Origin of the sequence: Haloterrigena gelatinilytica (assembly GCF_013342145.1) — an archaeon.
Classification (GTDB): domain Archaea; phylum Halobacteriota; class Halobacteria; order Halobacteriales; family Natrialbaceae; genus Haloterrigena; species Haloterrigena gelatinilytica.
Window position 1 is genome coordinate 2,756,460 of the sequence record NZ_JABUQZ010000001.1, and the last position, 21,463, is coordinate 2,777,922.

Sequence of the window (21,463 nt, forward strand, 5' to 3'; positions counted from 1 at the left end):
CCGGCGACGGCCGACGGTCAGTCGTCGGCGGCCGGATCGGCCGTCTCGCCGAGCGGTTCGACCTCGACCTCGATCTCGGCGGCGGCGGCCTTGTACTCGGGGATCTTCGCCCGCTCGTCGAGGACGTGGTTGGTGAGTCGATTCGCGGAAGCGGCCGCGAAGTGCGGCGTCGTCCAGACGACGCCCTCCTTGGTGTCCTCGGTGACGTGGGCCTCGAGCGTGATTTCGCCGCGCCTGGACTGCAACCGGACGTACTCGCCGTCCTCGATCCCGTAGCGCTCGGCGTCGGCCGGATGGACGTCGACGAAGTTCTCCGGCGTCTGGCGGTTGAGCGTCGGCGATCGAGTGCTCATCGTCCCCGTGTTGTAGTGCTCCTCGAGGCGCGCGGTCGTGAGGATCAGCGGGTACTCGTCGTCCGGGGTTTCGGCGGGCGGGGTGTGCTGGACGCCCTCGATGTGGCCCAGCCCGCTCTCGGTCTCGAACTCCTCCTCGTAGAGGAACGGATCGCCCTCGTCGCCCGGCTCGTAGCAGGGCCAGTGGATCCCCTCCTCGCCGAGGCGGTCGTAGGTCATCCCGTGGTAGCTCGGGCAGACCTGCCGGAGTTCCTCGAAGACTTCTTCCGGGTCGTCGAAATCAAACAGGTCGTCGCCGTCGTCGAAGAGCCGCTTCCCGACCTCGGACAGGATCTCGAGATCGTGCTTCGTGTTCTCGTGAACCTTTTCGACGCCGCGCATGCGCTGAACGCGGCGGTCGGTGTTGGTGACGGTGCCGCCGCGTTCGGCCCACGTCGTCGCCGGCAGGAGCACGTCGGCGTACTCGGCGGTCTCGGTCGGGAAGATGTCCTGGACCACCACGAACTCGAGATCATCGAGACGCTCGGCGACGGCGTTGGCGTCGGGTTCGCTCATCACGGGGTTCTCGCCCATGACGTAGAGGCCCTTGATCTGGTCGCCCGCGGCGTAGGAGATCTCGACGTTCGTCAGCCCCGGCTCGTCCGGAATCTCGAAGCCCCAGACGTCCTCGACCGATTCGCGGGCCTCGTCGTCGTCGACTAGCTGGTAGCCCGGGAGGACGTTCGGCATCGCGCCGACGTCACAGGTCCCCTGGACGTTGTTCTGGCCGCGCAGCGGGTTGACGCCCGTCCCGGGCCGGCCGATGTTCCCGGTGATCAGCGCCAGGTTGATCTCGTTCTGGACGTTGTCGACGCCGCAGGCGTGCTGGCTCATCCCCATCCCGGTGAAAATGGCCGCGTTGTCCGCCGCGGCGTACTTTTCGGCGGCGCGTTCGATCTCCTCGATCGGGAGGCCACACTCCTCGGCTGCCGCCTCCTTATCGAACTCCTCGAGCGTTTCCCTCAGGTGGTCGAACCCTTCCGTGCGCTCTCCGACGAATTCCTCGTCGATCCAGCCGTCGTCGGGATTCTCCTCGTGGTGCTCGAGGATCGTCTTCAGAACGATATTCAACAGCGGGATGTCGGTGCCGGGGTTCAGTTGCAGGTGCTGGTGGCGCTCCGTCTCGTCGATTTGGAACGACCGCGTCGTCTTGTTCGCGTGCGGATCGACCTGGATCACGGTCGCGCCGTCTAAGACCGCCTGTCGGAAGTACTGGCTGTTGGCGATGGGGTGTTGCTCGCCGGGATTCGCCCCCTGGATCCAGAACAGGTCGCACTCCTCGCGGAGGTCGCGCATGCTGTTGGTCATCGCGCCGGCGCCCAGACTGGTCCGCAGCGCCCAGACCGTCGAGGCGTGGCACATCCGCGTGCAGTTGTCGACGTTGTTCGTCCCGTACCGGCGCGCGAGCTTCTGGAGGAGGTAGTTCTCCTCGTTCATCGTCTTCGAGGAGCCGAAAAAGCCCACGGCGTCCGGGCCGTACTCGGCGCGGATCCGCTCGAGTTCGTCGACGACGTACTCGTAGGCCTCCTCCCACGTGGCCTCGCGGAACTCGCCGTCCTCCTTGATCTGCGGTTCGGTGAGTCGGTCTTCGTGATCGATCACTTCCGTCGCCGCGCCGCCCTTGATGCAGATGCGGCCCTCGTTGACCGGCGCGTCGCCCCACGGCGTGAACTGGACGTCGCCGGGGTCGTCCCCCTGCTGAATCCGAATGCCACACCCGACGCCGCAGTACGGGCAGATCGTCTCGACCGGATCGTGGTGCTCTTGCTGATCGCTGGACATTGGTCTGTGTTGCTAGCTGTCGGCCTGCGGTTCGGTGCCACGTAGACTGACTCCGTCCGAATGCATGAGTCTTTCTAGCACATATCGCGAAAATCGGTACCAATTATCGGACGGGCGCGGCCCGTTTCGGACGAACACCAGGTCGACTCCGACGTCCATCGCCGTAGCGAGGCCAGAGGGGGAACGCTCACGGCCGCGCGTGGCAAACTGTATCACAGGAATGGGACTCACCCGATCGGTGCTCGAAGCGAACGCCGACGAGTACCGCGAGCGCGAACCCCTCTACTCCGTCGAACGGGAGTCGATCGAGACGCTTCCGGACGCGTTCGCCGCGGGCGAGTTCGGCCGTCGCGACGCCGAGTGGGTCGTCCAGTGGTACTACCGGCGCCTCCTCGGTGCGATCCCCGACGCCCGCCGTCGGGAGCGCGAGGAGCGGTTCGGGCGAAACGAGTTCGAGACCGTTCGAGACGCGATCACCGACGTCGCCGCGGCGACCGATCCCGCCGATCGGATCGGCCGACTGACCGCCCTCGAGGGCGTCGACGTCCCGGTCGCGTCGGCGTTCCTGTTCTTTGTCGATCCCCAGCAGTGCATCGTCGTCGGCGAACGCGAGTGGACCGCGCTCGCCGACTCGGGAGAGCTGTCCGAACCGTACCCCGAACCCCCGTCGGTCGCGGACTACGAGTCGTATCTCGAGCGCTGTCGCTCGCTCGGCGACCGATTCGACTGCGACATGTGGACGCTGTACCGCGCGCTCTGGCGGCTGTGGAAGGACCGGGACTGAGACTCGTCGGCGGTCAGCGGACGGAGAGGTCCGATCCCTCGCCCCGTTCGGTGAACTCGAGTTCGATCTCGAGTTCCCGCTCGCGCTTGCTCGCGAACTCGATCTCGACCTCGACCGGATCGCGGTACTCGAAGGGGATCTCCCACGTCGACCCCGCCACCGTCACCCGCGTGTCGGCCTCGAGCTGATCGGCGAGTTCCCGGAGGAACGCGGCCGTCTCCTGCCGCGAGAGGTACACCTCTCGTTCGAAGAACCCGTCGGTGATCGTCCGCCGGTCGCGGTCGCGATCCTCCGGGAGCGTGACTCGATCGGACATGGGATTTAGTACCACACTTACCGGCATAAACCTGCACCAACGTCCTTCGAATCCTGTATGTAGGGGGAGCGTACCGGCGAAATCCTTCTTGGGCCGGCGACCCACGTGACTCCATGTCCCTGATCGAGGTACTGGGCAACGGGACCCGACTCGAGATTCTGCGCGAACTCTCCCGGGGGCCGAAGTACGTCTCCGAACTCGCCGAGGCGGTCGGCATGGACGGGACGAGCGCCGTCCACCACCTCTCGACGCTCGAGGACGCCGATCTGGTCGAGTGGTACATGCGCGGTAACCGGAAGTACTACCGACTCACGCGTTCGCTCGAGTTGCGGATCGCGCCGCCGCCGGAGCGGACGTTCGTCCTGCAGGCCGACGAGATCGACGCGTCGGATCCGTCCGATCGGTGAGCGACCGACCGCGGTACGGTTCGCGCCCGCCGCCACAGCGGCAGCGGTCGCCGCTCGAGCAGCGACGTGAGGCGGTCGTTCGAGGCTCGTCCGGTCGATGCCTAACAGTCCCGCGTTCGATACTGTCGGCGGTGCCCGACCGGTCACTTAGTAGCGCACCCGTCGTGGTGGACGGTATCGTATGACAGTAAACGGCCCGATTCCCGTCACCGTCGTCACCGGCTACCTCGGGGCGGGAAAGACGACGCTGATCAATCACGTGCTGTCGAACCCGGGCGGACGGCGGGTGGCGGTGATCGTCAACGACATGGGAGAGATCAACGTCGACGCGGACCGCATCGCGCGAGAAACCGACGAGGAGGGAATCGTCGACCTCTCGAACGGCTGCATCTGCTGTCGGTTACGGGGGGATCTCCTCGAGGAAGCACGGCGGCTGGCGGAGCGCCGAACGTTCGACTACCTGCTGGTCGAGTCCTCGGGGATCAGCGAACCGATTCCCGTGGCGCAGGTGTTCACCGAGGGGACCGACGACAGCGACGTGGATCCGACGACCCTGTTTCGGCTGGACACGATGGTGACCGTCCTCGATACGTACGGGTTCTGGAAGGAGTTCGACGCCGGAGAGCGGCTTCCGGAGGGTGCGCAACCGGACGCCGACCGGCCGCTGAGCGAGGTCCTCGTCGAGGGGATCGAGTTCTGCGACGTCTTGCTGCTCAACAAGTCCGATATGGTCCCCGAGGACGTCCTCGAGGAGATCGACGCGGTCGTCGAGACCCTCCAGCCGCGTGCGAAACGGCTCCGAACGAGCTACTGCGAGGTCGATCCGGACGTCGTACTCGACACCGGCCGGTTCGACTTCGAGCGGGCGAAGCGCTCCCCGGGGTGGAAGCGCCACCTCCGCGGGGGTGAGGACGGGCACGATCACGACGCGGGGCGAACCGCCGCCGAGATGCACGGCGTTTCGTCGTTCGTCGTCCGGTTCGATCGACCGTTCCATCCGGAGCGACTCGCGGCCTGGCTCGAGGACTGGGACAGCGCGATCGTCCGCGCCAAGGGCGTCTGTTACGTCGCGAACCGGGAGCAGGTGATCGGCGTCAGTCAGGCCGGGCCGTCGGTCAGGGCCGGCCCGATCGGCGAGTGGCGGCCCGACGACGACCGTCGCACGCGGCTCGTGTTCATCGGCCGAGACATGAACGAGGAACGGATTCGCGAGGAACTCGAGGCGTGTCTGGTCGACGGCGACGACCCGGAGGGGACGGCAGCGACGGCCGACCCGTTCCCGCTGTAGTTGCCCGCGATCGAGTTCTCACAGCTCCAACTCGTCGCTGAGTTCCTCCCAGGACTCGTGAAAGCCGTGGGTCGACCGGTCCGTCGTCCGATCGGGGACGGCGTTCTGATAGACGTCGTCGTACTCGAGCAGCCGCGTCCAGCCGTCGTGGAGGGAGTAGCTGCAGTACTGGCACATGCGTCGAGCTACGCCGGTCGACGACATACCCGTTTTGCCGCACGCGGCGCTCGAGCCGGTCGCAAGCGACAGAGCGAAGCGACGGCGGCATCGGCGAGAGTGATCGTCGAACGGGCCAGAAGACCGATACCGGCGCGAGGACGCGACGATGAGCGCGAAACGACGGGGCGGATACGTTCGTAGCGCGACCGACGCGGTCGAACGGGAGTGCGATCGCTGCGAGTGGCGCGCGGTCGCGGACGCCTATCCGGAACTGATCGAGCGGTATCAGGATCACCTCCGCGAGGAACACCCGACGGCGTGGCTGCGAAGCTAACGTCGGACTCGCTCGCGACTCCCGTCGCGGACCCGGTCCGATCGGTCGCTTCGAAACGACCGCTAGACCGGGACCGCCGGCGAGACGGCTACGGCTCGAGTAAGACCTTGATGACGCCCTCCTCGCGCTCGTCGAACTTCTCGTACATCTCGGGAGCGCGCTCCAGGTCGACGCGGTGGGAGACGACCCAGCTGGGGTCGGCCCGCCCCTCGATGATCATGTCCCGGAGCTGCCGGTTGTACGCCTTGACGTTGGTCTGGCCGGTACCCAGCTTCTGGCCCTTCTCGAAGAGTTTCCCGAAGTCGATCCCGAGTCGTCCCTGGGCCGCCATCTCGTCGGGCGCGCCGGGATCCGACGGGACGTACAGCCCCGGAATGCCGAGCTCTCCGGTCGGGCGGACGGTCTGGATGAGCTGGTTGATCACGACCGCCGGGTTCTCTCGGGCCGGGTCATAGGCGTCGTCGGTCGGATCCGTCTCGGGGTCGATCGCCTGATACCCCACGGCGTCGACGCCGGTGTCGACCCCGCCGCCGTGCAGGTCCTTGATCTGTTCGACGGGATCGCTCTCCTCGAAATTGATCGGGCGAGCGTCGCAGTGGTCCTCGGCCAGGTCGAGGCGGCTCTCGACGCGGTCGACGACGTAGATCTCCGAGGCGCCCTGGATCTTGGCGCTGTAGGCGGCCATCAGGCCGACGGGACCGGCCCCGAAGATCGCGATCGATTCGCCGGGTTGCAGGTTCGCGAGTCGGGTGCCGTGCCACCCCGTCGGGAAGATGTCCGCGAGGAGCGCGAAGGCGTCCTCGTGTTCGTCGCCCTCCGGCAGTTTCAGCGCGTTAAAGTCGGCGTAGGGGACCCGGAGTTTCTCCGCCTGTCCGCCCTTGTACGGTCCCATCGCGACGTAGCCGTACGCGCCCCCGGCGAAGCCGGGATTGACGTTGGTACAGAACCCGGTATACCCGTTCTCGCAGTTGCGGCAGAACCCGCAAGCGACGTTGAACGGCATCACGACGCGGTCGCCCTCCTCGAGCGACGTGACGGCGTCGCCGGTCTCGATCACGTTGCCCATGTTCTCGTGACCGAAGACGATCCCCGGATCGGCCGAGGTCCGCCCCTCGTACATGTGGAGGTCCGACCCACAGATGCACGTCGTCGTGATATCGACGATGACGTCGTTCTCGTGTTCGATTTCGGGCTCGTCGACCGACTCGACGGCTACCTCCTGCGGTCCCTGATAGACGACGGCGTCCATTGACATTAGTTATCAAACCTCGATGAACGGACGACGAACTCCGTTGTAAACCTTCGCGTGGTCGCTGCGCTCGAGGACGATCGTTTAACGCCCGTTCGTTCCGAGGAGAAGACGTACCGGCACGAACGATTCTGGGTTCGGCCGGAGCGTCCGATCGACCGTCCAGTCTCGTTCGCCGGCGGCGCGCGACTACCGTCACGAGACGGTCCCGCATCTCGCCAGGGGAACCGGACAACTGCCGGCGAGAGCGACAGTCCAGCCGGTTGATCCCACACCCATCACTGATAGTATATAATCGAATTTTCGCAGAAGGCATTTATCACCCTCCGTGGTGTGGGACTCTGCCGCATGGTCAATTCAGTACAGCTCGACACGGCGAAGGAGGTCATCGACGCGGCAGAGCAGCGAGCCGAAGAGATAGACAATCCGATGGTGATCGCGGTCGCGAACTCGGAGGGCAACCTCGTCGCCCAACACCGGATGGACGGCGCGTGGCTCGCGTCGATCGATATTTCGCGGAACAAGGCCTACACGGCGGCCGCGCTGGACATGCCGACGCACGAACTGGCCGATCCGACCCGGCCGGGCGAATCGCTGTACGGCCTGCAGAATACCAACCAGGGACGGATGGTCATTTTCGGCGGCGGATACCCGCTGATGCGAGACGGCGACGTCGTCGGGGCGATCGGCGTCAGCGGCGGCGCGGTCGAGCAGGACATGGACGTCGCGGAGTCGGGGGTCGACCGCTTCGAAGAGAACTCTCCGTAACGAGTCACGGCGTTCGGCGTTCGTCGCGCGCCGACCCGGACGGCGGATTTCAGGTCGGAAACGGACCACACTAGCTCCACCGGCGTCGTTGCGGTTCACTCGACGGCCGGCGGTTCGTCCGTCCCGACGATCGCACCGCCGGCCGATCCGCGACGCGTGTATAGATTTCCAACGGAATTCCCTCTCCGGGTTGTTAGTTATATGTTGGCAGCTAGCATGCAGTAGGCCATGGTCGAAGACCTCCTCGAGAGCGCCATCGAGGGACAGGGACCGTGGTTCGCGTACGTCGTTCTCGTCGTCGGGGCGGTCGTGCTCACCTACAGCGTCGAGAAACTCATCAGCTATCTCACCCGGGCCGCGATCGGTCTCGGCGTCTCGATCTTCACGCTCGCGATCATCTTCACGGGCTTCGAGTTCGACGACACCGTCGTCGCACTGGTGTTCGGCGCGGGCGGTCTCGAGCGCGTCGCGCTCGGCACGGCGTTCGGAACCGCGCTCGCGATCACCGGGATCACGCTGGCGGTCGCGGCGATCGTTCGGCCGTTTCCCGTCGAGGTGCCCCGGGATTACCTGGCGCTGTTCGTCCTCTCGCCGTTTCTCCTGGTTCCGTTCGTCCTCGCGGGCACGCTCGGCGCCGTCCACGGTCTCGTCCTCGTGGCGGCGTTCGTCGCCCTCCTCGGCTACGTCGTCGGCCGGGAGTACCAGCGCGACGTGCCGGTGTTCAGGGACTCGGAGATCGCGGAACGCATCGAGGCCGACGGCGGCGTGCCGATCGACCGACTCGACCTCGCGAACATCGACCGCGGAACGGTTCTCGAGGAGATTCCCGAGGACCGGTTCGTCACCGGATCGCGCCACGAGGGGGCGTTCTGGCTCGGCCTGTCGCTGCTCGCGCTCGTCGGAGTCGCCGCGGGCGCGCTCCTGCTCGAGGCGGGGTCGGAAGCGATCGTCGAGTCGTGGGGAATCGAGGAGACCGTCTTCGGCGCGACCGTCCTCACGCTGGTCCTGACGTTCGAGAACCTGCTGCTGACGATCGAACCGGTCCGCCGGGGGATCCCGGAGATCGGGATCGGTCACGTCGTCGGCAGCGTCATGTTCTCCGTCACGGCGAACGTCGGCGTCATCGCGCTCGTCGCGGACGTGGCGATTCCGCCGTCCGTGCTCGTCTTTCACCTCCCCGCGGTGATCGGCCTGACCGCCGTCGCCGCCGCCGCCATCGCCACCGGACGACTCCGGCGGCGACACGGCTTCGTCCTCGCCGGACTGTACGCCGCCTACTGGCTCCTCGCGCTCTTCGTCTTCGGCGGCGTTCCGATCCCGGACTGACGCCCCGATCGCCGCCGTCGACCCGACCGGTCGACGGGGATCGATCGCGAGAACCGATCCGACGCCCGGAATTAAGTGCCGCGCCGTCGTTTCGGCGTGCGTATGAGCGCCGCGGAGCTCGTCGGTCTCGCCGCCCTGTTCCTGACGGGCGTCGTCCTCGTGATCTGGTGCGTCGAGGTCTTCATCGAGGCCGTCGCCCGGAGCGCCGTCTCGCTCGGTATCTCCGGCTTTTTCCTCGCGGTCCTCCTCGCCGGGATCGACCTCGAGAACGCGATCCTCGGTGTCACGGCGGCGTTCGTCGACCTCCCGACCCTCGCGCTCGGGACGGTGTTCGGCGAGTCGCTGTTCGTCCTCGCGGTCGCCGTCGGCGTCGCGGGGCTGGCCGTCCCCTTTCGGATGGCCGTCCCGCGGATCTACCTGCTGTTGCTCGTCCTCGTCCCCCTTCCGGCGTTCGCGCTCTCGCTCGACGGGACGCTCGACTGGACCGATGGCGCGATCCTGACGGTCCTGTTTATCCCGCTGCTCGCCGGCATCTTCTGGCGCGAGCGCCGCTCGGAGACGACGTTCCTGCTCTCGGGGGAGGTCGAGGAGGTCGTCGACCTCGAGGCGGACGCGGAGACGGCCGGAGCGGCGGGATCGACGGCGAACGCGGGCGCGGACGCGGAACCCAACGGGGGCGATCGAGCGCCCGCACCCGACCGCGACGCCGATCTCGATCTGGACCTCGACCTCGACGAGTTCGTCCCCGACCTCGAGGGGAAGAGCGGCCGGTTCAGCCTCGCCGTCGCCCTCCTCGCGATCGTCGGCATGACGGTCGGCTCCGGGCTCACGGTGGTGAGCGCCGAGGGGATCTTCGTGGCGCTGGGCGTCTCGGGGCTCGCGTTCGGCGCGACGGTGCTCTCATTCATCGCCTCGATCGAGGAGTTGGCGCTCACCGTCGAACCGGTCCGACGGGGCCGGGCCCACCTCGCCGTGGGGAACGTCGTCGGGAGCACGGTGTTCTACGTGACGGCCAACGTCGGAATCATCGCGCTGCTGCGCCCCGTCGATACCGCGGGCGCGGTGATGACGGTCCACTGGCCGTTTCTCGCCGCGTGCCTGCTCGTGGTCGCCGGACTGTTCGCTCGCGGTCGCGTGACGCGGGCGGGCGGCGCGGCGCTGATCGCGCTCTACGTCGGCTACTGGATCGCGAACTACGCGTGACGCGAGCGCGGCCGTTCGCTCGCGAATCCGCGGTCGTCGACGGCGCAACGGACCGCGCTCGAGCGGGTTCAGACCCGGCGGCGAACGCGCTACGCGGGTCGGAGCCGCACCGAAGAAAAGCGCCGGACGGAGAACCGGCGTCAGTCGTCGTCAGTCGTCTCGTTATCGGCCGTCTCGTTAGCGGGTCCGGCGATCGTCTCGTTATCGGCCTCGATCGTCGCGTTGTCGTCCGTCTCGTTACCGGCTCCGTCGATCGTCTCGTTGCCCGCCGCGTCGGCGGTTTCGTTGCCGTTCACGGTGGTCGTCTCGTTGCCGTCCGCCTCGGCCGGTTCGTCACCGGCGGGAGCCGCCTCGCCGTCGGCCGCGCCACCGATGGAGATCTCGCCGACCGCATCGAGTTGCGACTGGTCCAGGTAGACGCCCATCCGCTCGTCGGCGACGAATTCGACGGTCTGCGTGGCGCCTTCCTCGCTGGTGAACGGCGAGCGGACGTACGTGTTCCACTCGTTGGTGTCGCCGCCGCTGGCGATCACGAAGTTGTGGCCGGGGAGGGGTTCGAAGACCCGGTTCTCCCGCTCGGGCTGGAGGCGACCGATCCCGTTCTCCCACTCGATCGCGTAGGTCTCGTCCGCCTCGAGTTCGAGCGTCGGGTTCGCCTGGTCGGCGATCGCCTCGGGCTCCTGTCCGACCCACTGACCGTCCTCGAGACGCATCGAGAAGGTCTCGGTCGGTTCGCCCGGATCGACGGCGGGCAGCGTGACGGTGATCTCCTGATCCTCGCCGTCGATTTCGACCGTGTCGGTGACCCGCTCGTGACCGTAGGTCCAGACCTCGAGGTCGTACTCGCCGTCCTCGAGCATGTCGAAGCGGGCGATCGCCGGGGCGTCCTCGTCGGCCGGCGTCTCCTCCTCCAGCCCTTGCTCCTGAGCGCCGCCGGTGTCCGTTTCGTTCCCGCCCTGGTCGGTGGTTTCGTTCCCCTCGGGCACCGTCTCCGCTTGCTCGTCGTCGCCCGTCTGTTCACCCGGATCCGGTTCTTGCTCCTGTGACTCTTCGCCTTGCTCTCCCTGCTGATCCGGATCGGGACGGCCGGCGATGTCGGAGAAGGAGTGGTGATCCCCGACGAACACCTCGGCGCCGAGCGGATCGCCGTTCTCGTCCTCGACGCGGACGCTGAGTTCGTGGACCTCCCCCGGATCGACCAGTTCGATCGGACCGCGCATCTGGACCGGATGCGGGATGCAGTAGTACTGGGCCATTCCCTCTTCGGGAGTGATCGTGAGCGAGGTGGACTCGCCCTGTTCCTCCACGAACTCCGTCGCCTCGAGCACCTCGCCTTCCTCGTCGCCGACGGTGAAGTTGTGGTGCGACCCGTCGCCGTTCGTCCAGATGATCTCGTTCTCTACGCCTTCCATCAGTCGCAGCGGCGGGTTCGAAGCGCCGTCGATCTCCGCGGGCGCGACGCCGACCCAGCCGCCGACGATGCCGAGCAGCGAGAGCGATCGCCCCTCGACGTCGCCCTGCGCGGCCGGCAGCGGGTAATCGACGACGTCGCGGTAGGCCCCGGCACGGCCGGTGAGCGCGGCCGTCCCGGCCAGCGCCGCCGTTCCCTTCAGCACGCCGCGACGGGAAACGTCCTCGCGTGAGCGTTGTTCGTTTGTCATAGTTGTGTTCTGTGGGTTTCGTGGTGCTCGGTAGTCGATTCCGTCAGCCCTCCATCGAGAACACGGCGAGCGTGTCGCCGCGGGTCCCCTGTCGGAGCCAGCCGCTGCCGCCGACCTGCACGGCGACGTACTGCTTCTCCTCGCCGGGGTCGTACCAGCTCATCGGCGAGGCGCTGATCGGGACGTCGAACTCGTGCTCCCAGAGGCGCTCGCCGTTCTCGCCGTCGTAGGCGACGAGGTTGCCGTTCTGGGTGCCGTTGAAGACGAGCCCCGTGGCGGTCGACATCGAGCCGCCCCACATGTAGAACTCGTCCTCGCTCTCGATCCAGTCGCGCCAGACGCGCTCGCCCGTCGCCGGATCGACCGCGGCGAAGGCCGTGATCGACTCGTTCCACTCGTCGGGCATCTCGGAGGCCGGATCGTCCAGTCCCCCGCCCCAGTAGGGGTTGCCCTCGCTGTACTCCTCGTAGCGCCAGTAGAGGTCCTGCGGGAAGTTCTGGTGGACGACGTAGACGTAGCCGGTCTCGGGGTTGTACGACGGCGGCTGCCAGTCGTTGCCGCCCGGCGCCCCCGGAACGAACGGGATCCGCTCGTCAGCGCTGATGTGGGGGATCATCTCCCACATATTGATGTGCTGGCAGATCTCCTCGCTGCGCTCGTGGAGCTGGCCGGACTCGGCGTCCATCATGTAGACCCAGCCGGTCTTATCGGAGCCGACGACCATCTCCGACGGGCCGTCGTCGACGTCCACGTCGCGCAGCAGCACTCGCGGTGCGACCGCGTCGTAGTCCCAGACGTCGTGGGGACTGCTCTGGAAGCCCCACTGGAACTCGCCGCTCTCCAAGTCCAGCGCGATCGTGCCGCAGGTCGGGAAGTTCGGCCCCGGCCGCACCGTTCCGTCGAAGTCCGGGCCGGGATTCGCGACCGCCGTGTAGAGGACTCCCCGTTCTTCGTCGATCGTCGGCGTCATCCAGGTCGTCCCGCAGCCGTGTTCCCGGCTCGCGCCGACCCACTCGTTCTCGGGGAGCGTGTCGGTCTGCCACTGGATCTCGCCGCTCTCCGCGTCGATCGCGGCCTCGAATCCGAGGACCCCGTATTCGCCGCCGGCGCTACCCGTGTAGATCGTCCCGTCGTGGATCACGGGCGCCCACGTCGCGGAGTAGCCGACCTCGTGATCGGCGGTGCTCGTGTACCACTCCTCTTCGCCGGTGTACCGGTTCAGCGCGACGACGCCCGAGTCGAGCGTCGTCATGTACACCTTGTCGCCCCAGACGGCGGCGCCGCGGTTGTTGTCGTCACAGCAGAGTTCGACGCCCATCGGGACCGCGTAGGTGTAGCTCCAGAGGACCTCCCCCTCGCGGGGGTCGATCGCCTTCATGTGATTCGGCCCGTTGGTCTGGTACATGACCGGCGGGTCGCCCGGGATCACGATCGGCGTCCCCTCCATGCTCGAGCCCGTGCCGACGGACAGCTCGTACTCGAGCTCGAGGTCGGAGACGGTGTCGGGCGTGATGAGATCGGCGGTCGTGACCCGGTGCTGTTCGTAGTTGCCGCCGTACATCAGCCACGATTCCGGATTCTCGCCCGAGTTGCTCAGCATCTCCTGATCGACGTCGACCTCCGGGATTCGGTCGCTGTCGTGTTGCTGTGTGATCGATTCCTCCGGCCCACCGACCAGCGTATAGCCGTCCTCGATCTCTACCAGTTCGATGTCGCGTGCGGCCTGAACGGCCCTGTCGTTGCGAAGTGCCATGCGGAATCACCTCAGTTTACTCGGCGCGCGCATCTCGTCCGTGATGTAGAAGACGGCGTGGAGCAGTTCCTCCTGACCGACGATCTGGACGGCCGTGCCCGCGGTGAGCGCGGCGGTCACCTGCTCGTCCGTGAGCTGTCCGTCGGCGGCGACGTCGTGGAGGGCCGTCGCGGTGACGTAGAGCCCGCCCAGCATCGCCTTCACGTACCACGCCGCGTCGTCGAGGATCTCCTCGGTGACGAGCACCTCGTTCTGCCAGAGGTGTCTGTCGAGACCGCGGATCCACAGCAGCGCTCCGCCCGTCGCCCGCTGGTGTAACGGGGGTACGGTCGACGTCTCGAACTCGACGTCGTCCGGGATCTGATTCGACGGGACCCACCGAGAGAGCCGTTCGCTGTCGTTGGCGACGGCGGAAAGCAGCGCCGTCTTCTCGCCCTCGTCGAAGCCGACGTCGTCGAGCGCCGACGAGAGCGGTTCCGTCAGGACCAGCTCGCGCGCCGTGGTCTCGACGTGCTCGGCGGTGAACCGCGGCAGGGTCTCGTCGAGGCGCTCGAAGAAGTCCGCCTCGAGCAGGTGGTCGTAGAAGCGCCAACCGGGTTCGGCGACCTCCGTATACAGTCCCTCGGGCCCGTCCGGAACGCCCGCCTCGCGGACGTCCGGCAAGCGACCGATTTCGGCCGCGATTCGCTCGCGCTCGCGCTCGAGCAGGTCGGGATCGAGCCGGTCACCGAGGTCGGCCCGGATCGTCGCCCCGCTCGAGGCGAACGTCGAATCGGACCGCGGTTCGACCCGCCCCGCGAGGGTCGTCCACGTTACGTCCTCCTCACCCGCCGTATCGACGCCGAGCACCGTCGCCAGATCGCCTCGTTCCGCGAGTTTCGTGTTCGACGCAGTCGGTGTCTGACTCATGTTACCACTACACGTAGATGACCACCACGTGTTTGGATAATACTTATCAATGGAATCGGCATCAAAATATAATATCTAAACTAATATGGAGACGGCAGAAATGAATATCTAATTGAATGCGGTATTCTGTAAGGTGACCTAACCTCACGGAGGTCAGTCACTGGCGGTGCATCCGAACGCACACCCGGCGCGCCGACGGCGCCGCGTTCGGTTTCGCTTCCCGCGCGTAGTGCTAGCCTTATGCAGTAGGGAGTGGATAGATACCACACCCCAATGCGAACGCGTTCCGTCTGGGTACTCGACGACGAGGACGATCCGATCGTCGACAGCATCGCAGCCGGGCTCGGGCGAACGCCGGCCCGAATCCTCGCGTATCTGCTCTTGCGGGCCGAACGCGAGACCGATCCGACCACGAACGTTCACCTGCAGATCGGCACCGGGACGAACCGAACGACGATCAGCGAGGCGATGGCGCGACTCGAGTCCCGCGACCTGGTCGAACGGACGACCGTCAGCGCGGCCGCGTCCGGCGGTCGACCGCGGACCGCGTGGCGACCGATCGCTGACGTCGAGCAGACGATCGAAGCGACCTACGAGAGTCACGCCCGGGCGCTGCTCGAACTCGCCGAGAGCGTCCGCGGCGGCGCGGCGACGGAACCGCGGGCCGAGGCGGCGGCGCCGTCGCACTCGCCGATCGAGTTCGCGCTGAACTGGCGGCCGAACGCCCTCCACGTCCCGATCTACGCGGCGGCCGAGTGGTACGACGCGTTCGGGGTCGACGTCCGGATCGATCACCGCGACGGCTCCCGGCGAGCGCTCGAGCGGGTGCGTTCGGGCGAGGCCGACCTCGCCGTCGTCGGCGCCGCGACGGTCGTCCGCGCCCGCGCGGCCGGCGAGCCGATCGTTCCGGTCGCGCTCTGCTACCAGCGGGCGATGACCGTCCTCTACACCGTCCGCGAGACGTTCGGCGAGCCGCTGCGGAGCGTCGACCAGCTCGAGGGCCGACGGGTCGGCATGCCGCCGAACGCCGAGACGCGCCTGCTCGGACGACTCTTCCTCTCGCAGATCGCGGTCGACGAGGACGTCACCGTCGTCGATACGAACGGCGAGGAGCGCGACGCCCTCCGTCGGGGCGAGGCCGACGTCGTGACCGGCTCGATCGCCGATCCGCGAGAGCTCGAGCGAGAGGGAGCGACCGTCGACGTGCTCCCGATCACCGATCACTTCCCGATCTACGGGCCGACGATCGTCGTCCGCGAGCGGACGCTCGACGAGCGGACGCGGGAGATCGCGAACGTCCTCGCGGGGACGACCGGCGGCTGGGCCGCGGCGCGTCGCGATCCCGGCCCGGCGGCCGAGCGGATCGCGGCGGAGAGCGACGATCCGCCGGAGCGAATCCGGCGAACGTTCGCTCGCGCGGCGTCCGACTTCGGCACCGGCGACGTCGTCCGCGACCGCGGCTGGGGCTGGCACCGAGCCGAGATGTGGGACCGCCTCCGAACGGCCTTAGCGCAGGGTTCGCTGCTCGGTGATGGCGCGTGATCGACCTCGCAGACGTCACGGTTCGATTCGACGACGTCACCGCGATCGAAGACGTCGACCTCCGGATCGACGACGGCGAGTTCGTCACGGTCGTCGGCCCGTCGGGCTGCGGGAAGACGACGCTGCTGCGGACGATCGGCGGCCTCCAGGAGCCGACGACCGGCCGCGTGCGCATCGACGGGAAGCCGCCCGCGGCCGCACAGGCCGGTGCCGACCTCGGCTTCGTCTTCCAGCGCCACACCCTCTTCCAGTGGAAAACGGCGCTCGAGAACGTCACCTTTCTCCGGCGACTGGCCGGCGGGGAGCCGAACGAGGCCGATGCGCGTGCGTTGCTCGAGACGATGGGACTCGAGGGGTTCGCGGACGCGCGGCCGGGTGAACTCTCCGGCGGCATGCGACAGCGGGTCGCGATCGCTCGCGCGCTCCATCTCGGCGCGGACGTGCTCCTGATGGACGAGCCGTTCGGCGAACTCGACGAGATCACGCGCGACGAGCTCGGCGTCGAGATCCGGGACGTCTGGCGCCGCGAGCGGAAGACGGTCGTCTTCGTCACCCACAGCGTCCCCGAGGCGGTGTTCCTCGCGGATCGCTGTCTCGTCGTCTGCGGGCGACCGGGCCGGATCGAGGCCGCCTACGAGATCGACCTGCCCGAACCGCGGGACGCGGACGTCTTCGGTTCGCGAGCGTTTCAGGAACAGGTGGCGACCGTCCGACGGACGCTCCACGAGGCCCACGACCGAGACCGAGACCGGGAGCGGGATCGGGGGCGAGACCGATGACGACGCGAATACGGACGCTCGCGGGCGACGTCTTCTTCCCGACCGCCGCGCTGGCCGTCGCCGCGCTGTGCTGGTGGGCGGTGACGGTCGTCGGCGACGTGCCGGCGTTCGTCCTGCCCGCGCCCGGCGCCGTCGTCGCCCGACTGGTCGGGAACCCGACGCTGTACGTCCACAACGCGTGGTACACCCTCGAGAAAGTCCTCTACGGCGGCAGCGTCGGGATCGCCGCCGGCTTCCTGCTGGCGGTACTGGTCGCCTACCTCCCCTGGTTCCGGACCGCCGTCTACCCCTATCTGGTGACCGTCAGGGTCCTGCCGAAGATCGCCGTCGCGCCGCTGCTGTTGATCTACCTCGGGACGGGGACGGAGACCGCCGTCGTCTTCGTCGCGCTCATCACCTTCTTCCCGCTCGTGCTGAGCACCGCCGCCGGCCTCGAGCGCGCGCCGTCGGCCCACCGGGACCTGCTGCGATCGGTCGACGCCGGCCCGCTCGAGCGGATCGTCTACGTCGACCTCCCCTACGCGCTGCCGGACGTCTTCGCGGGGCTCAAGCAGTCGGTGACCCTCGCGGTGGTGGGCGCGGTCGTCGCGGAGTGGGTGATCGCGGACCGCGGACTGGGCTTTCTGATCCTGATGGGCTCGGAGAACGTCCGTCCGGACGTGATGCTCGCGGCGCTCGCGGTGTTGCTGGCGCTGGGGCTAGCGCTGTACGGGACGGTCGTGCTCGTTCAGCGCGGTGTGAAGCGGTAGCTGGGGCTCGAGGCGGCGGGTTGATTACGGCGAGTAGCCCTCGGTGGTCGTTTTCTTTCTCGTCACTCGCGAATCCCACGATGAGTGCGGTCGAGACGTTACCGAAGGAGGGAGGCACCGAAACCCCCGATCGCAGTCACTAACTCCGTGCTGCATACAGAGGACGGATTCAGCAAAGTGACTTCGTTCGTTTCAAGCGAGTTGGGTTGGCTTTTCCGAGCAGTGGTTTTACGAACTGAATTATAATCAATGCAGAATCATTCGAAGTTCGGGATAGTAAATACGATATATGTATGACAGGTATATGTAGCTCGTTGACGTGTATTCTATCCCTCGCTGAGAACTCAGCGACGGGGAGCGAGAGAGAAAGACCATGAGCAATAGAACTACTTCGGGAGAGAGTATCCTGCGCCGAACGGTACTGAAAGCCAGCGCGGTCACGATGAGCGCACTCGGACTGATGACGACCGCTAGCGGGCGCGAGGAGGAAAACCAGACGACCGAAGAGGAACCGAGAGAATCCGCGGGTCCGAAGGGGTACTTTATCGGTCTTAATCAGGTAACGGACACGGATCGCTTTCTCAATGAATACATACCGATCGCTAGTGAAACGGTGGATGAGTATGGCGGCGAGACACTGGTCTTTTCGGTCGATGAGGTCGACGTACTCGAAGGCGAGTGGGAGTACAACGTAACGGTCGTTCTGGAATTCCCCTCCGTCGAGGAAGCGCAGAACTGGTTTACCGACGAAACCTATCAAGAGGCAGCAGAAATCGCTGAGGAGAGTACTGAATACAGGGATCTAGTCGTCACTTCCGAATTCGCCGAGTGATCAACAGCGAAGCGTGCTGCAGATGCGCTCTCTATTCAGCACCGCTCTGCAACGGGTCCCGTCTCTGATAGACGAGGGGCGTTAAATCCGCGGCTACACTGAGAAGTGCGGGCGTTCCGTGCAGATGCGTCTTCGAATGCACCGTTCACGACTGTCGTTCGGAACGCGACCATAGCAGCCGCTCGAGCGCCACCGGCACCAGATAGAACCCGACGCCCAGCGCCGAGAGGACGACCAGCGCGGCGTAGGTCTCGGCCGTCTCGAGGTACGTCGCCGTGTCGAACACCCGGTATCCCAGTCCGGCCCGGAGCGTGACGAACTCGGCGACGACCGCACCGATGACCGACAGCGTGGCCGCAATTTTGAACCCGGCGACGACGCTCGGCGCGGCGGCCGGCACGCGGACGAACAGGAAGGTCTCGAGCCGCGACGCGCCCACGGAGTCGGCGAGGTCGAGGTACGCCGCCGGCGTCTCCCGCAGTCCGTCGAGCGCGGCGACGGTCATCGGGAAGACGGTCAGCGTCGCGACGAGCAGCGCCCGCGCCGGGATTCCGCGGCCGAACCAGAGGAACAGCAGCGGCGCGACGGCGATCAGCGGCGCGATCCGTAAGGCGACGACGTAGGGCACCAGCGTCCGCGTCGCCGTCCGCGAGTAGGTCATCGCGAACGCGAGCGCGAAGCCGACGGCGCCGCCGGCGAGCAGTCCCGTCGCGGCGGTGACGCCCGTCACGACCGCATCGCCGAGCAGGGTCGGATACGTCTCGAGCAGCGCCGTCGCGACGTCGGTCGGCGACGGGAGCAGCAGCGTCGGGAGCCCGGTGACGACGACGGCCGCCTGCCACGCGGCGAGCAGCGCGACGAGGACGAGCGCCGGCGGCCCGACGCGTTCCCCGACGGGCGCGACGCGATCGCGGACGGATCGCGGGCTTCCGATCGACGGCGTCCGGACCGGGCGACGGTTCGTATCGGTCCGTTCGTCGGGCATCGCTCCCGCTCTCGATCCGTCCCCCTCGGGCATCGACTCGGTCCCGCCGTCGGCCAGTGACTCCGTACGTCGATCGGTCATCGATCTCGCTCCCTTCTCGACAACGGTTCGCTGGCGCTCCGTCGGCGCCGTCGAATCCGCCGTCCCTCGGTCGGCCGCCGGTTCGCGGCGGGCCTCGAGGCTCGCGGGCGGTTACGACTCGACTCGTGCCGCGTAGTCGGCGATGTGTTCGGACTCATCGTCGAGGTAGTCGTTCGTCCACACCGTTTCGGGATCGACGTCGTCCTCGAAGACGTCGGCCGCCGCGAGCGTCTCGTAGGTCTCCGTCCACGGTCCCGATTCGCTGTACCCCCAGCCGCGCTCGCGGACGGTCTCCGAGAACATGTACTCGGCGTGCATCCGGTCCCACTTGTCGGCCTGGTTCTCGCGGACCTCCTCGAGTTCGGGCTGGGCGTCGACGAGGAGGGCGATCGCGTCAGTGGGGTTGGTGCTCGCCCAGACGGCGCCTCTCGCGGTCGCGCGGAGAAACGAGCGGACGGTCGCCTCGTTTTCGGCGGCGAAGTCCGCGTCGGTCGCCAGAAGGTGACCGTACGAGCGGATCGTCTCGTCGATCGAGAGCACGTCGACGGTCGCGCCCTGGTGCTCGGCGTCGACGACGTCGCCGAAGACGCCGCCGGCGGCGTCGAGGTCGCCCGCGAGCAACTGCTGGACGGTGTCGAAGCCGGCGTCGACGTACTCGACGCTCTCGAGGACGCCGTGGTGCTCGAGGTACGCCTCGGTCATCTGGCGGACCATGCCGGGACCGCTGCCGACGGTCGCGCCCTCGAGTTGCTCGGGGTCGGTTAGCTCGCCGAGTCCGTCGCGGGTCGCGAAGACCACGTTCGGGTTGCGCTGCATGACGACCGCGACGCAGCGCGGCGAGAGCCCGCGGCTGTTGACGTTCAGCAGTTGATCGGCGCTCGTGATCGCGAACTCGACGTTCCCCAGTCCGGCCTGGTTCGCGGCGAAGTCCGAGCCGTCCCCGCTCTCGATCGCGACGCTCTCGAACCCCTCGTCCGCGTAAAATCCGTTCTCACGGGCCGCGACGTAGGGCGCGTGCAGCCCGCTGATCCGCCAGTTGAGCAGCAGCGAGACGTCGGTGACGGCGGGCTCGCCGTCGGCGGTTTCGCCCGAGTCGCTCCCACCCGGACCGCCGAGACAACCTGCGACGGTCGCAGTCACGCCTCCCGTAACGGCGAGGAACCGGCGGCGATCGCAGCACGTGTTTGTCATTATCTCCCACAACAGGTGCTAACCACGAACCTCGGAATAAAGGATTTGTACGTTCCGTTAAGTAGTCCGTTTCCGGTGACCGTCTCGAGGCGATGCCCGCCGGCGGTCCGGCCGACGGGAGCCGACGGCGGCGGGCTACCCGTCGTTCCCGATTCGCGGCGTCGCGACGAGCACGAGATAGGGATCCCCGGTATCGCGTTCGAGTCGCTCGAGCGACTCGATTCGGAAGCCCGCCGCGGTGACGCGGTCCGTCCAGTAGGGCTCGGGGCGACGGGAAACGCCGTCGGGAGTCAGCGGCAACTCGAGAATCCCGAGCGTTCCGTCGGGTTCGCACACGCGGCGGATCTCGCGCAGCGTTCGATCCGCGGCCGTCGCCTCGAGATCGTGGAGGACGCGGCAAGCGGTGACGACGTCGATCGAGCCGTCGGCGAACGGCAGCGCCGCCGCGTCGCCGGCGACCGGCGACACCGCGAGGCCGGCGCGGGATCCGTTCCGGCGGGCGAGCGCGGGGCCGTTCCCGAGGATGATCCGATCGTCGAAGACGTCGAACCCGATCACGTCCGCGTCGGGCGAGACGGACGGTGCGAGACCCACGAGCGACCGGCCGGTGCCACAGCCGACGTCGAGCACCCGATCGGCGTCGGCGAGCGGGAGGCGGGCCGCCAGCGCGTCGTACTTGGCTCGCTCGAGCGCCCACGGTGGCGGCGACAGGAGGCGTCGCAGCACGCGAACGGCGTAAACGGCCGCACCGATCGTCGCCCCGGTCGCGGCCAGCCGAGCTCGAGCGTCGTTCGTCCGCCGTCGAACGGCGACGCCGATGACGGCGGCGACGAGCGCGACGGCTATCGAACGGACCCGTCGTCGCCAGTGATAGACGCCGAAGTTGTATCGCGAGGCCATCGTCCGAACCGCTGCCGCCGAAAAGCCGTCGTCCGAACGACCCGACGACCGGGCCGACCGGCTTGCGTCGGCG

Annotated in this window: 21 protein-coding genes; 11 read left to right on the top strand and 10 right to left on the bottom strand. The window is 67.3% G+C overall.

Annotated features, from left to right (window positions below; translation table 11 throughout):
- Positions 1–17 precede the first annotated feature (17 nt).
- Positions 18–2,174: a formate dehydrogenase subunit alpha gene (fdhF, locus tag HTZ84_RS13750; RefSeq protein WP_174681202.1), complete on the bottom strand. Its 2,157-nt coding sequence runs from the start codon at positions 2,172–2,174 to the stop codon at positions 18–20.
- 220 nt (positions 2,175–2,394) lie between these two features.
- On the opposite strand from fdhF, the gene HTZ84_RS13755 reads away from it, so the two are divergent.
- Positions 2,395–2,958: a hypothetical protein gene (locus HTZ84_RS13755; protein WP_174681203.1), complete on the top strand. Its 564-nt coding sequence runs from the start codon at positions 2,395–2,397 to the stop codon at positions 2,956–2,958.
- Between the two features lie 13 nt (positions 2,959–2,971).
- Here HTZ84_RS13755 and HTZ84_RS13760 read toward each other — a convergent pair whose 3' ends face one another.
- Positions 2,972–3,274, bottom strand: coding sequence for an amphi-Trp domain-containing protein (locus tag HTZ84_RS13760; RefSeq protein ID WP_174681204.1), 303 nt, complete (start codon positions 3,272–3,274; stop codon positions 2,972–2,974).
- Positions 3,275–3,387: 113 nt separating this feature from the next.
- On the opposite strand from HTZ84_RS13760, the gene HTZ84_RS13765 reads away from it, so the two are divergent.
- A complete protein-coding gene (locus HTZ84_RS13765; RefSeq protein WP_174681205.1) occupies positions 3,388–3,681 on the top strand; it encodes an ArsR/SmtB family transcription factor in 294 nt (97 codons plus the stop codon).
- Between the two features lie 181 nt (positions 3,682–3,862).
- A complete protein-coding gene (locus HTZ84_RS13770) occupies positions 3,863–4,969 on the top strand; it encodes a CobW family GTP-binding protein (RefSeq protein ID WP_174681206.1) in 1,107 nt (368 codons plus the stop codon).
- 18 nt (positions 4,970–4,987) lie between these two features.
- Here HTZ84_RS13770 and HTZ84_RS13775 read toward each other — a convergent pair whose 3' ends face one another.
- Positions 4,988–5,146, bottom strand: a complete 159-nt coding sequence (locus HTZ84_RS13775) for a hypothetical protein (RefSeq protein WP_174681207.1) — start codon at positions 5,144–5,146, stop codon at positions 4,988–4,990.
- Positions 5,147–5,294: 148 nt separating this feature from the next.
- Here HTZ84_RS13775 and HTZ84_RS13780 point away from each other — a divergent pair, with 148 nt between their 5' ends.
- On the top strand, positions 5,295–5,462 hold the full coding sequence (locus HTZ84_RS13780; protein ID WP_174681208.1) for a hypothetical protein: 168 nt from the start codon (positions 5,295–5,297) through the stop codon (positions 5,460–5,462).
- An 88-nt stretch (positions 5,463–5,550) separates the two neighbouring features.
- On the opposite strand, the gene HTZ84_RS13785 is transcribed toward HTZ84_RS13780, so the two are convergent.
- On the bottom strand, positions 5,551–6,711 hold the full coding sequence (locus HTZ84_RS13785) for a glutathione-independent formaldehyde dehydrogenase (protein ID WP_174682590.1): 1,161 nt from the start codon (positions 6,709–6,711) through the stop codon (positions 5,551–5,553).
- A 348-nt stretch (positions 6,712–7,059) separates the two neighbouring features.
- On the opposite strand from HTZ84_RS13785, the gene HTZ84_RS13790 reads away from it, so the two are divergent.
- From HTZ84_RS13790 to HTZ84_RS13800, 3 genes are all read left to right on the top strand, one after another.
- On the top strand, positions 7,060–7,479 hold the full coding sequence (locus HTZ84_RS13790) for a GlcG/HbpS family heme-binding protein (protein WP_174681209.1): 420 nt from the start codon (positions 7,060–7,062) through the stop codon (positions 7,477–7,479).
- Positions 7,480–7,707: 228 nt separating this feature from the next.
- The gene (locus HTZ84_RS13795; protein ID WP_174681210.1) at positions 7,708–8,805 is read left to right on the top strand and encodes a sodium:calcium antiporter; all 1,098 of its coding nucleotides are present in this window, start codon (positions 7,708–7,710) and stop codon (positions 8,803–8,805) included.
- Between the two features lie 102 nt (positions 8,806–8,907).
- Positions 8,908–10,008 (top strand): sodium:calcium antiporter, encoded by a 1,101-nt coding sequence (locus tag HTZ84_RS13800; RefSeq protein WP_174681211.1) that lies wholly within the window; start codon positions 8,908–8,910, stop codon positions 10,006–10,008.
- Between the two features lie 140 nt (positions 10,009–10,148).
- Here HTZ84_RS13800 and HTZ84_RS13805 read toward each other — a convergent pair whose 3' ends face one another.
- From HTZ84_RS13805 to HTZ84_RS13815, 3 genes are read right to left on the bottom strand one after another with little or no spacing between them, the layout of a single operon-like run.
- Positions 10,149–11,669 (bottom strand): plastocyanin/azurin family copper-binding protein, encoded by a 1,521-nt coding sequence (locus tag HTZ84_RS13805; protein WP_174681212.1) that lies wholly within the window; start codon positions 11,667–11,669, stop codon positions 10,149–10,151.
- Between the two features lie 43 nt (positions 11,670–11,712).
- Positions 11,713–13,422 (bottom strand): pyrroloquinoline quinone-dependent dehydrogenase, encoded by a 1,710-nt coding sequence (locus HTZ84_RS13810; RefSeq protein ID WP_174681213.1) that lies wholly within the window; start codon positions 13,420–13,422, stop codon positions 11,713–11,715.
- 6 nt (positions 13,423–13,428) lie between these two features.
- The gene (locus HTZ84_RS13815) at positions 13,429–14,331 is read right to left on the bottom strand and encodes a hypothetical protein (protein WP_174681214.1); all 903 of its coding nucleotides are present in this window, start codon (positions 14,329–14,331) and stop codon (positions 13,429–13,431) included.
- Between the two features lie 273 nt (positions 14,332–14,604).
- Between HTZ84_RS13815 and HTZ84_RS13820 the strand changes: the two genes are divergently transcribed.
- From HTZ84_RS13820 to HTZ84_RS13835, 4 genes are all read left to right on the top strand, one after another.
- On the top strand, positions 14,605–15,873 hold the full coding sequence (locus tag HTZ84_RS13820; RefSeq protein WP_174681215.1) for an ABC transporter substrate-binding protein: 1,269 nt from the start codon (positions 14,605–14,607) through the stop codon (positions 15,871–15,873).
- A complete protein-coding gene (locus tag HTZ84_RS13825; protein WP_174681216.1) occupies positions 15,870–16,652 on the top strand; it encodes an ABC transporter ATP-binding protein in 783 nt (260 codons plus the stop codon). The genes HTZ84_RS13820 and HTZ84_RS13825 overlap by 4 nt, the downstream gene beginning before the upstream one ends.
- Complete coding sequence (locus HTZ84_RS13830) at positions 16,649–17,401, top strand: ABC transporter permease (RefSeq protein ID WP_174681217.1); 753 nt, start codon at positions 16,649–16,651, stop codon at positions 17,399–17,401. The genes HTZ84_RS13825 and HTZ84_RS13830 overlap by 4 nt, the downstream gene beginning before the upstream one ends.
- Before the next feature lie 373 nt (positions 17,402–17,774).
- Entirely contained in the window at positions 17,775–18,233 is a 459-nt protein-coding gene (locus tag HTZ84_RS13835; protein ID WP_174681218.1) for a DUF1330 domain-containing protein, read from the top strand.
- Positions 18,234–18,378: 145 nt separating this feature from the next.
- Here HTZ84_RS13835 and HTZ84_RS13840 read toward each other — a convergent pair whose 3' ends face one another.
- From HTZ84_RS13840 to HTZ84_RS13850, 3 genes are all read right to left on the bottom strand, one after another.
- Positions 18,379–19,299: an ABC transporter permease gene (locus tag HTZ84_RS13840; RefSeq protein ID WP_254611756.1), complete on the bottom strand. Its 921-nt coding sequence runs from the start codon at positions 19,297–19,299 to the stop codon at positions 18,379–18,381.
- Positions 19,300–19,410: 111 nt separating this feature from the next.
- The gene (locus HTZ84_RS13845) at positions 19,411–20,490 is read right to left on the bottom strand and encodes an ABC transporter substrate-binding protein (protein WP_174681219.1); all 1,080 of its coding nucleotides are present in this window, start codon (positions 20,488–20,490) and stop codon (positions 19,411–19,413) included.
- 135 nt (positions 20,491–20,625) lie between these two features.
- Positions 20,626–21,390 (bottom strand): class I SAM-dependent methyltransferase, encoded by a 765-nt coding sequence (locus tag HTZ84_RS13850; RefSeq protein ID WP_174681220.1) that lies wholly within the window; start codon positions 21,388–21,390, stop codon positions 20,626–20,628.
- Between the last annotated feature and the right edge of the window lie 73 nt (positions 21,391–21,463).

Excerpts from the sequence above, each read along its gene's own strand:
- HTZ84_RS13815 (WP_174681214.1), bottom strand. The coding sequence starts at position 14,331 with ATGAGTCAGACACCGACTGCGTCGAACACGAAACTCGCGGAACGAGGC.
- HTZ84_RS13785 (WP_174682590.1), bottom strand. The coding sequence starts at position 6,711 with ATGGACGCCGTCGTCTATCAGGGACCGCAGGAGGTAGCCGTCGAGTCG.
- HTZ84_RS13760 (WP_174681204.1), bottom strand. The coding sequence starts at position 3,274 with ATGTCCGATCGAGTCACGCTCCCGGAGGATCGCGACCGCGACCGGCGG.
- HTZ84_RS13835 (WP_174681218.1), top strand. The coding sequence starts at position 17,775 with ATGAGCAATAGAACTACTTCGGGAGAGAGTATCCTGCGCCGAACGGTA.
- HTZ84_RS13810 (WP_174681213.1), bottom strand. The coding sequence starts at position 13,422 with ATGGCACTTCGCAACGACAGGGCCGTTCAGGCCGCACGCGACATCGAA.
- fdhF (WP_174681202.1), bottom strand. The coding sequence starts at position 2,174 with ATGTCCAGCGATCAGCAAGAGCACCACGATCCGGTCGAGACGATCTGC.
- HTZ84_RS13795 (WP_174681210.1), top strand. The coding sequence starts at position 7,708 with ATGGTCGAAGACCTCCTCGAGAGCGCCATCGAGGGACAGGGACCGTGG.
- HTZ84_RS13780 (WP_174681208.1), top strand. The coding sequence starts at position 5,295 with ATGAGCGCGAAACGACGGGGCGGATACGTTCGTAGCGCGACCGACGCG.
- HTZ84_RS13775 (WP_174681207.1), bottom strand. The coding sequence starts at position 5,146 with ATGTGCCAGTACTGCAGCTACTCCCTCCACGACGGCTGGACGCGGCTG.
- HTZ84_RS13755 (WP_174681203.1), top strand. The coding sequence starts at position 2,395 with ATGGGACTCACCCGATCGGTGCTCGAAGCGAACGCCGACGAGTACCGC.
- HTZ84_RS13805 (WP_174681212.1), bottom strand. The coding sequence starts at position 11,669 with ATGACAAACGAACAACGCTCACGCGAGGACGTTTCCCGTCGCGGCGTG.
- HTZ84_RS13765 (WP_174681205.1), top strand. The coding sequence starts at position 3,388 with ATGTCCCTGATCGAGGTACTGGGCAACGGGACCCGACTCGAGATTCTG.
- HTZ84_RS13850 (WP_174681220.1), bottom strand. The coding sequence starts at position 21,390 with ATGGCCTCGCGATACAACTTCGGCGTCTATCACTGGCGACGACGGGTC.
- HTZ84_RS13790 (WP_174681209.1), top strand. The coding sequence starts at position 7,060 with ATGGTCAATTCAGTACAGCTCGACACGGCGAAGGAGGTCATCGACGCG.
- HTZ84_RS13830 (WP_174681217.1), top strand. The coding sequence starts at position 16,649 with ATGACGACGCGAATACGGACGCTCGCGGGCGACGTCTTCTTCCCGACC.
- HTZ84_RS13820 (WP_174681215.1), top strand. The coding sequence starts at position 14,605 with ATGCGAACGCGTTCCGTCTGGGTACTCGACGACGAGGACGATCCGATC.
- HTZ84_RS13840 (WP_254611756.1), bottom strand. The coding sequence starts at position 19,299 with ATGACCGATCGACGTACGGAGTCACTGGCCGACGGCGGGACCGAGTCG.
- HTZ84_RS13845 (WP_174681219.1), bottom strand. The coding sequence starts at position 20,490 with ATGACAAACACGTGCTGCGATCGCCGCCGGTTCCTCGCCGTTACGGGA.
- HTZ84_RS13770 (WP_174681206.1), top strand. The coding sequence starts at position 3,863 with ATGACAGTAAACGGCCCGATTCCCGTCACCGTCGTCACCGGCTACCTC.
- HTZ84_RS13800 (WP_174681211.1), top strand. The coding sequence starts at position 8,908 with ATGAGCGCCGCGGAGCTCGTCGGTCTCGCCGCCCTGTTCCTGACGGGC.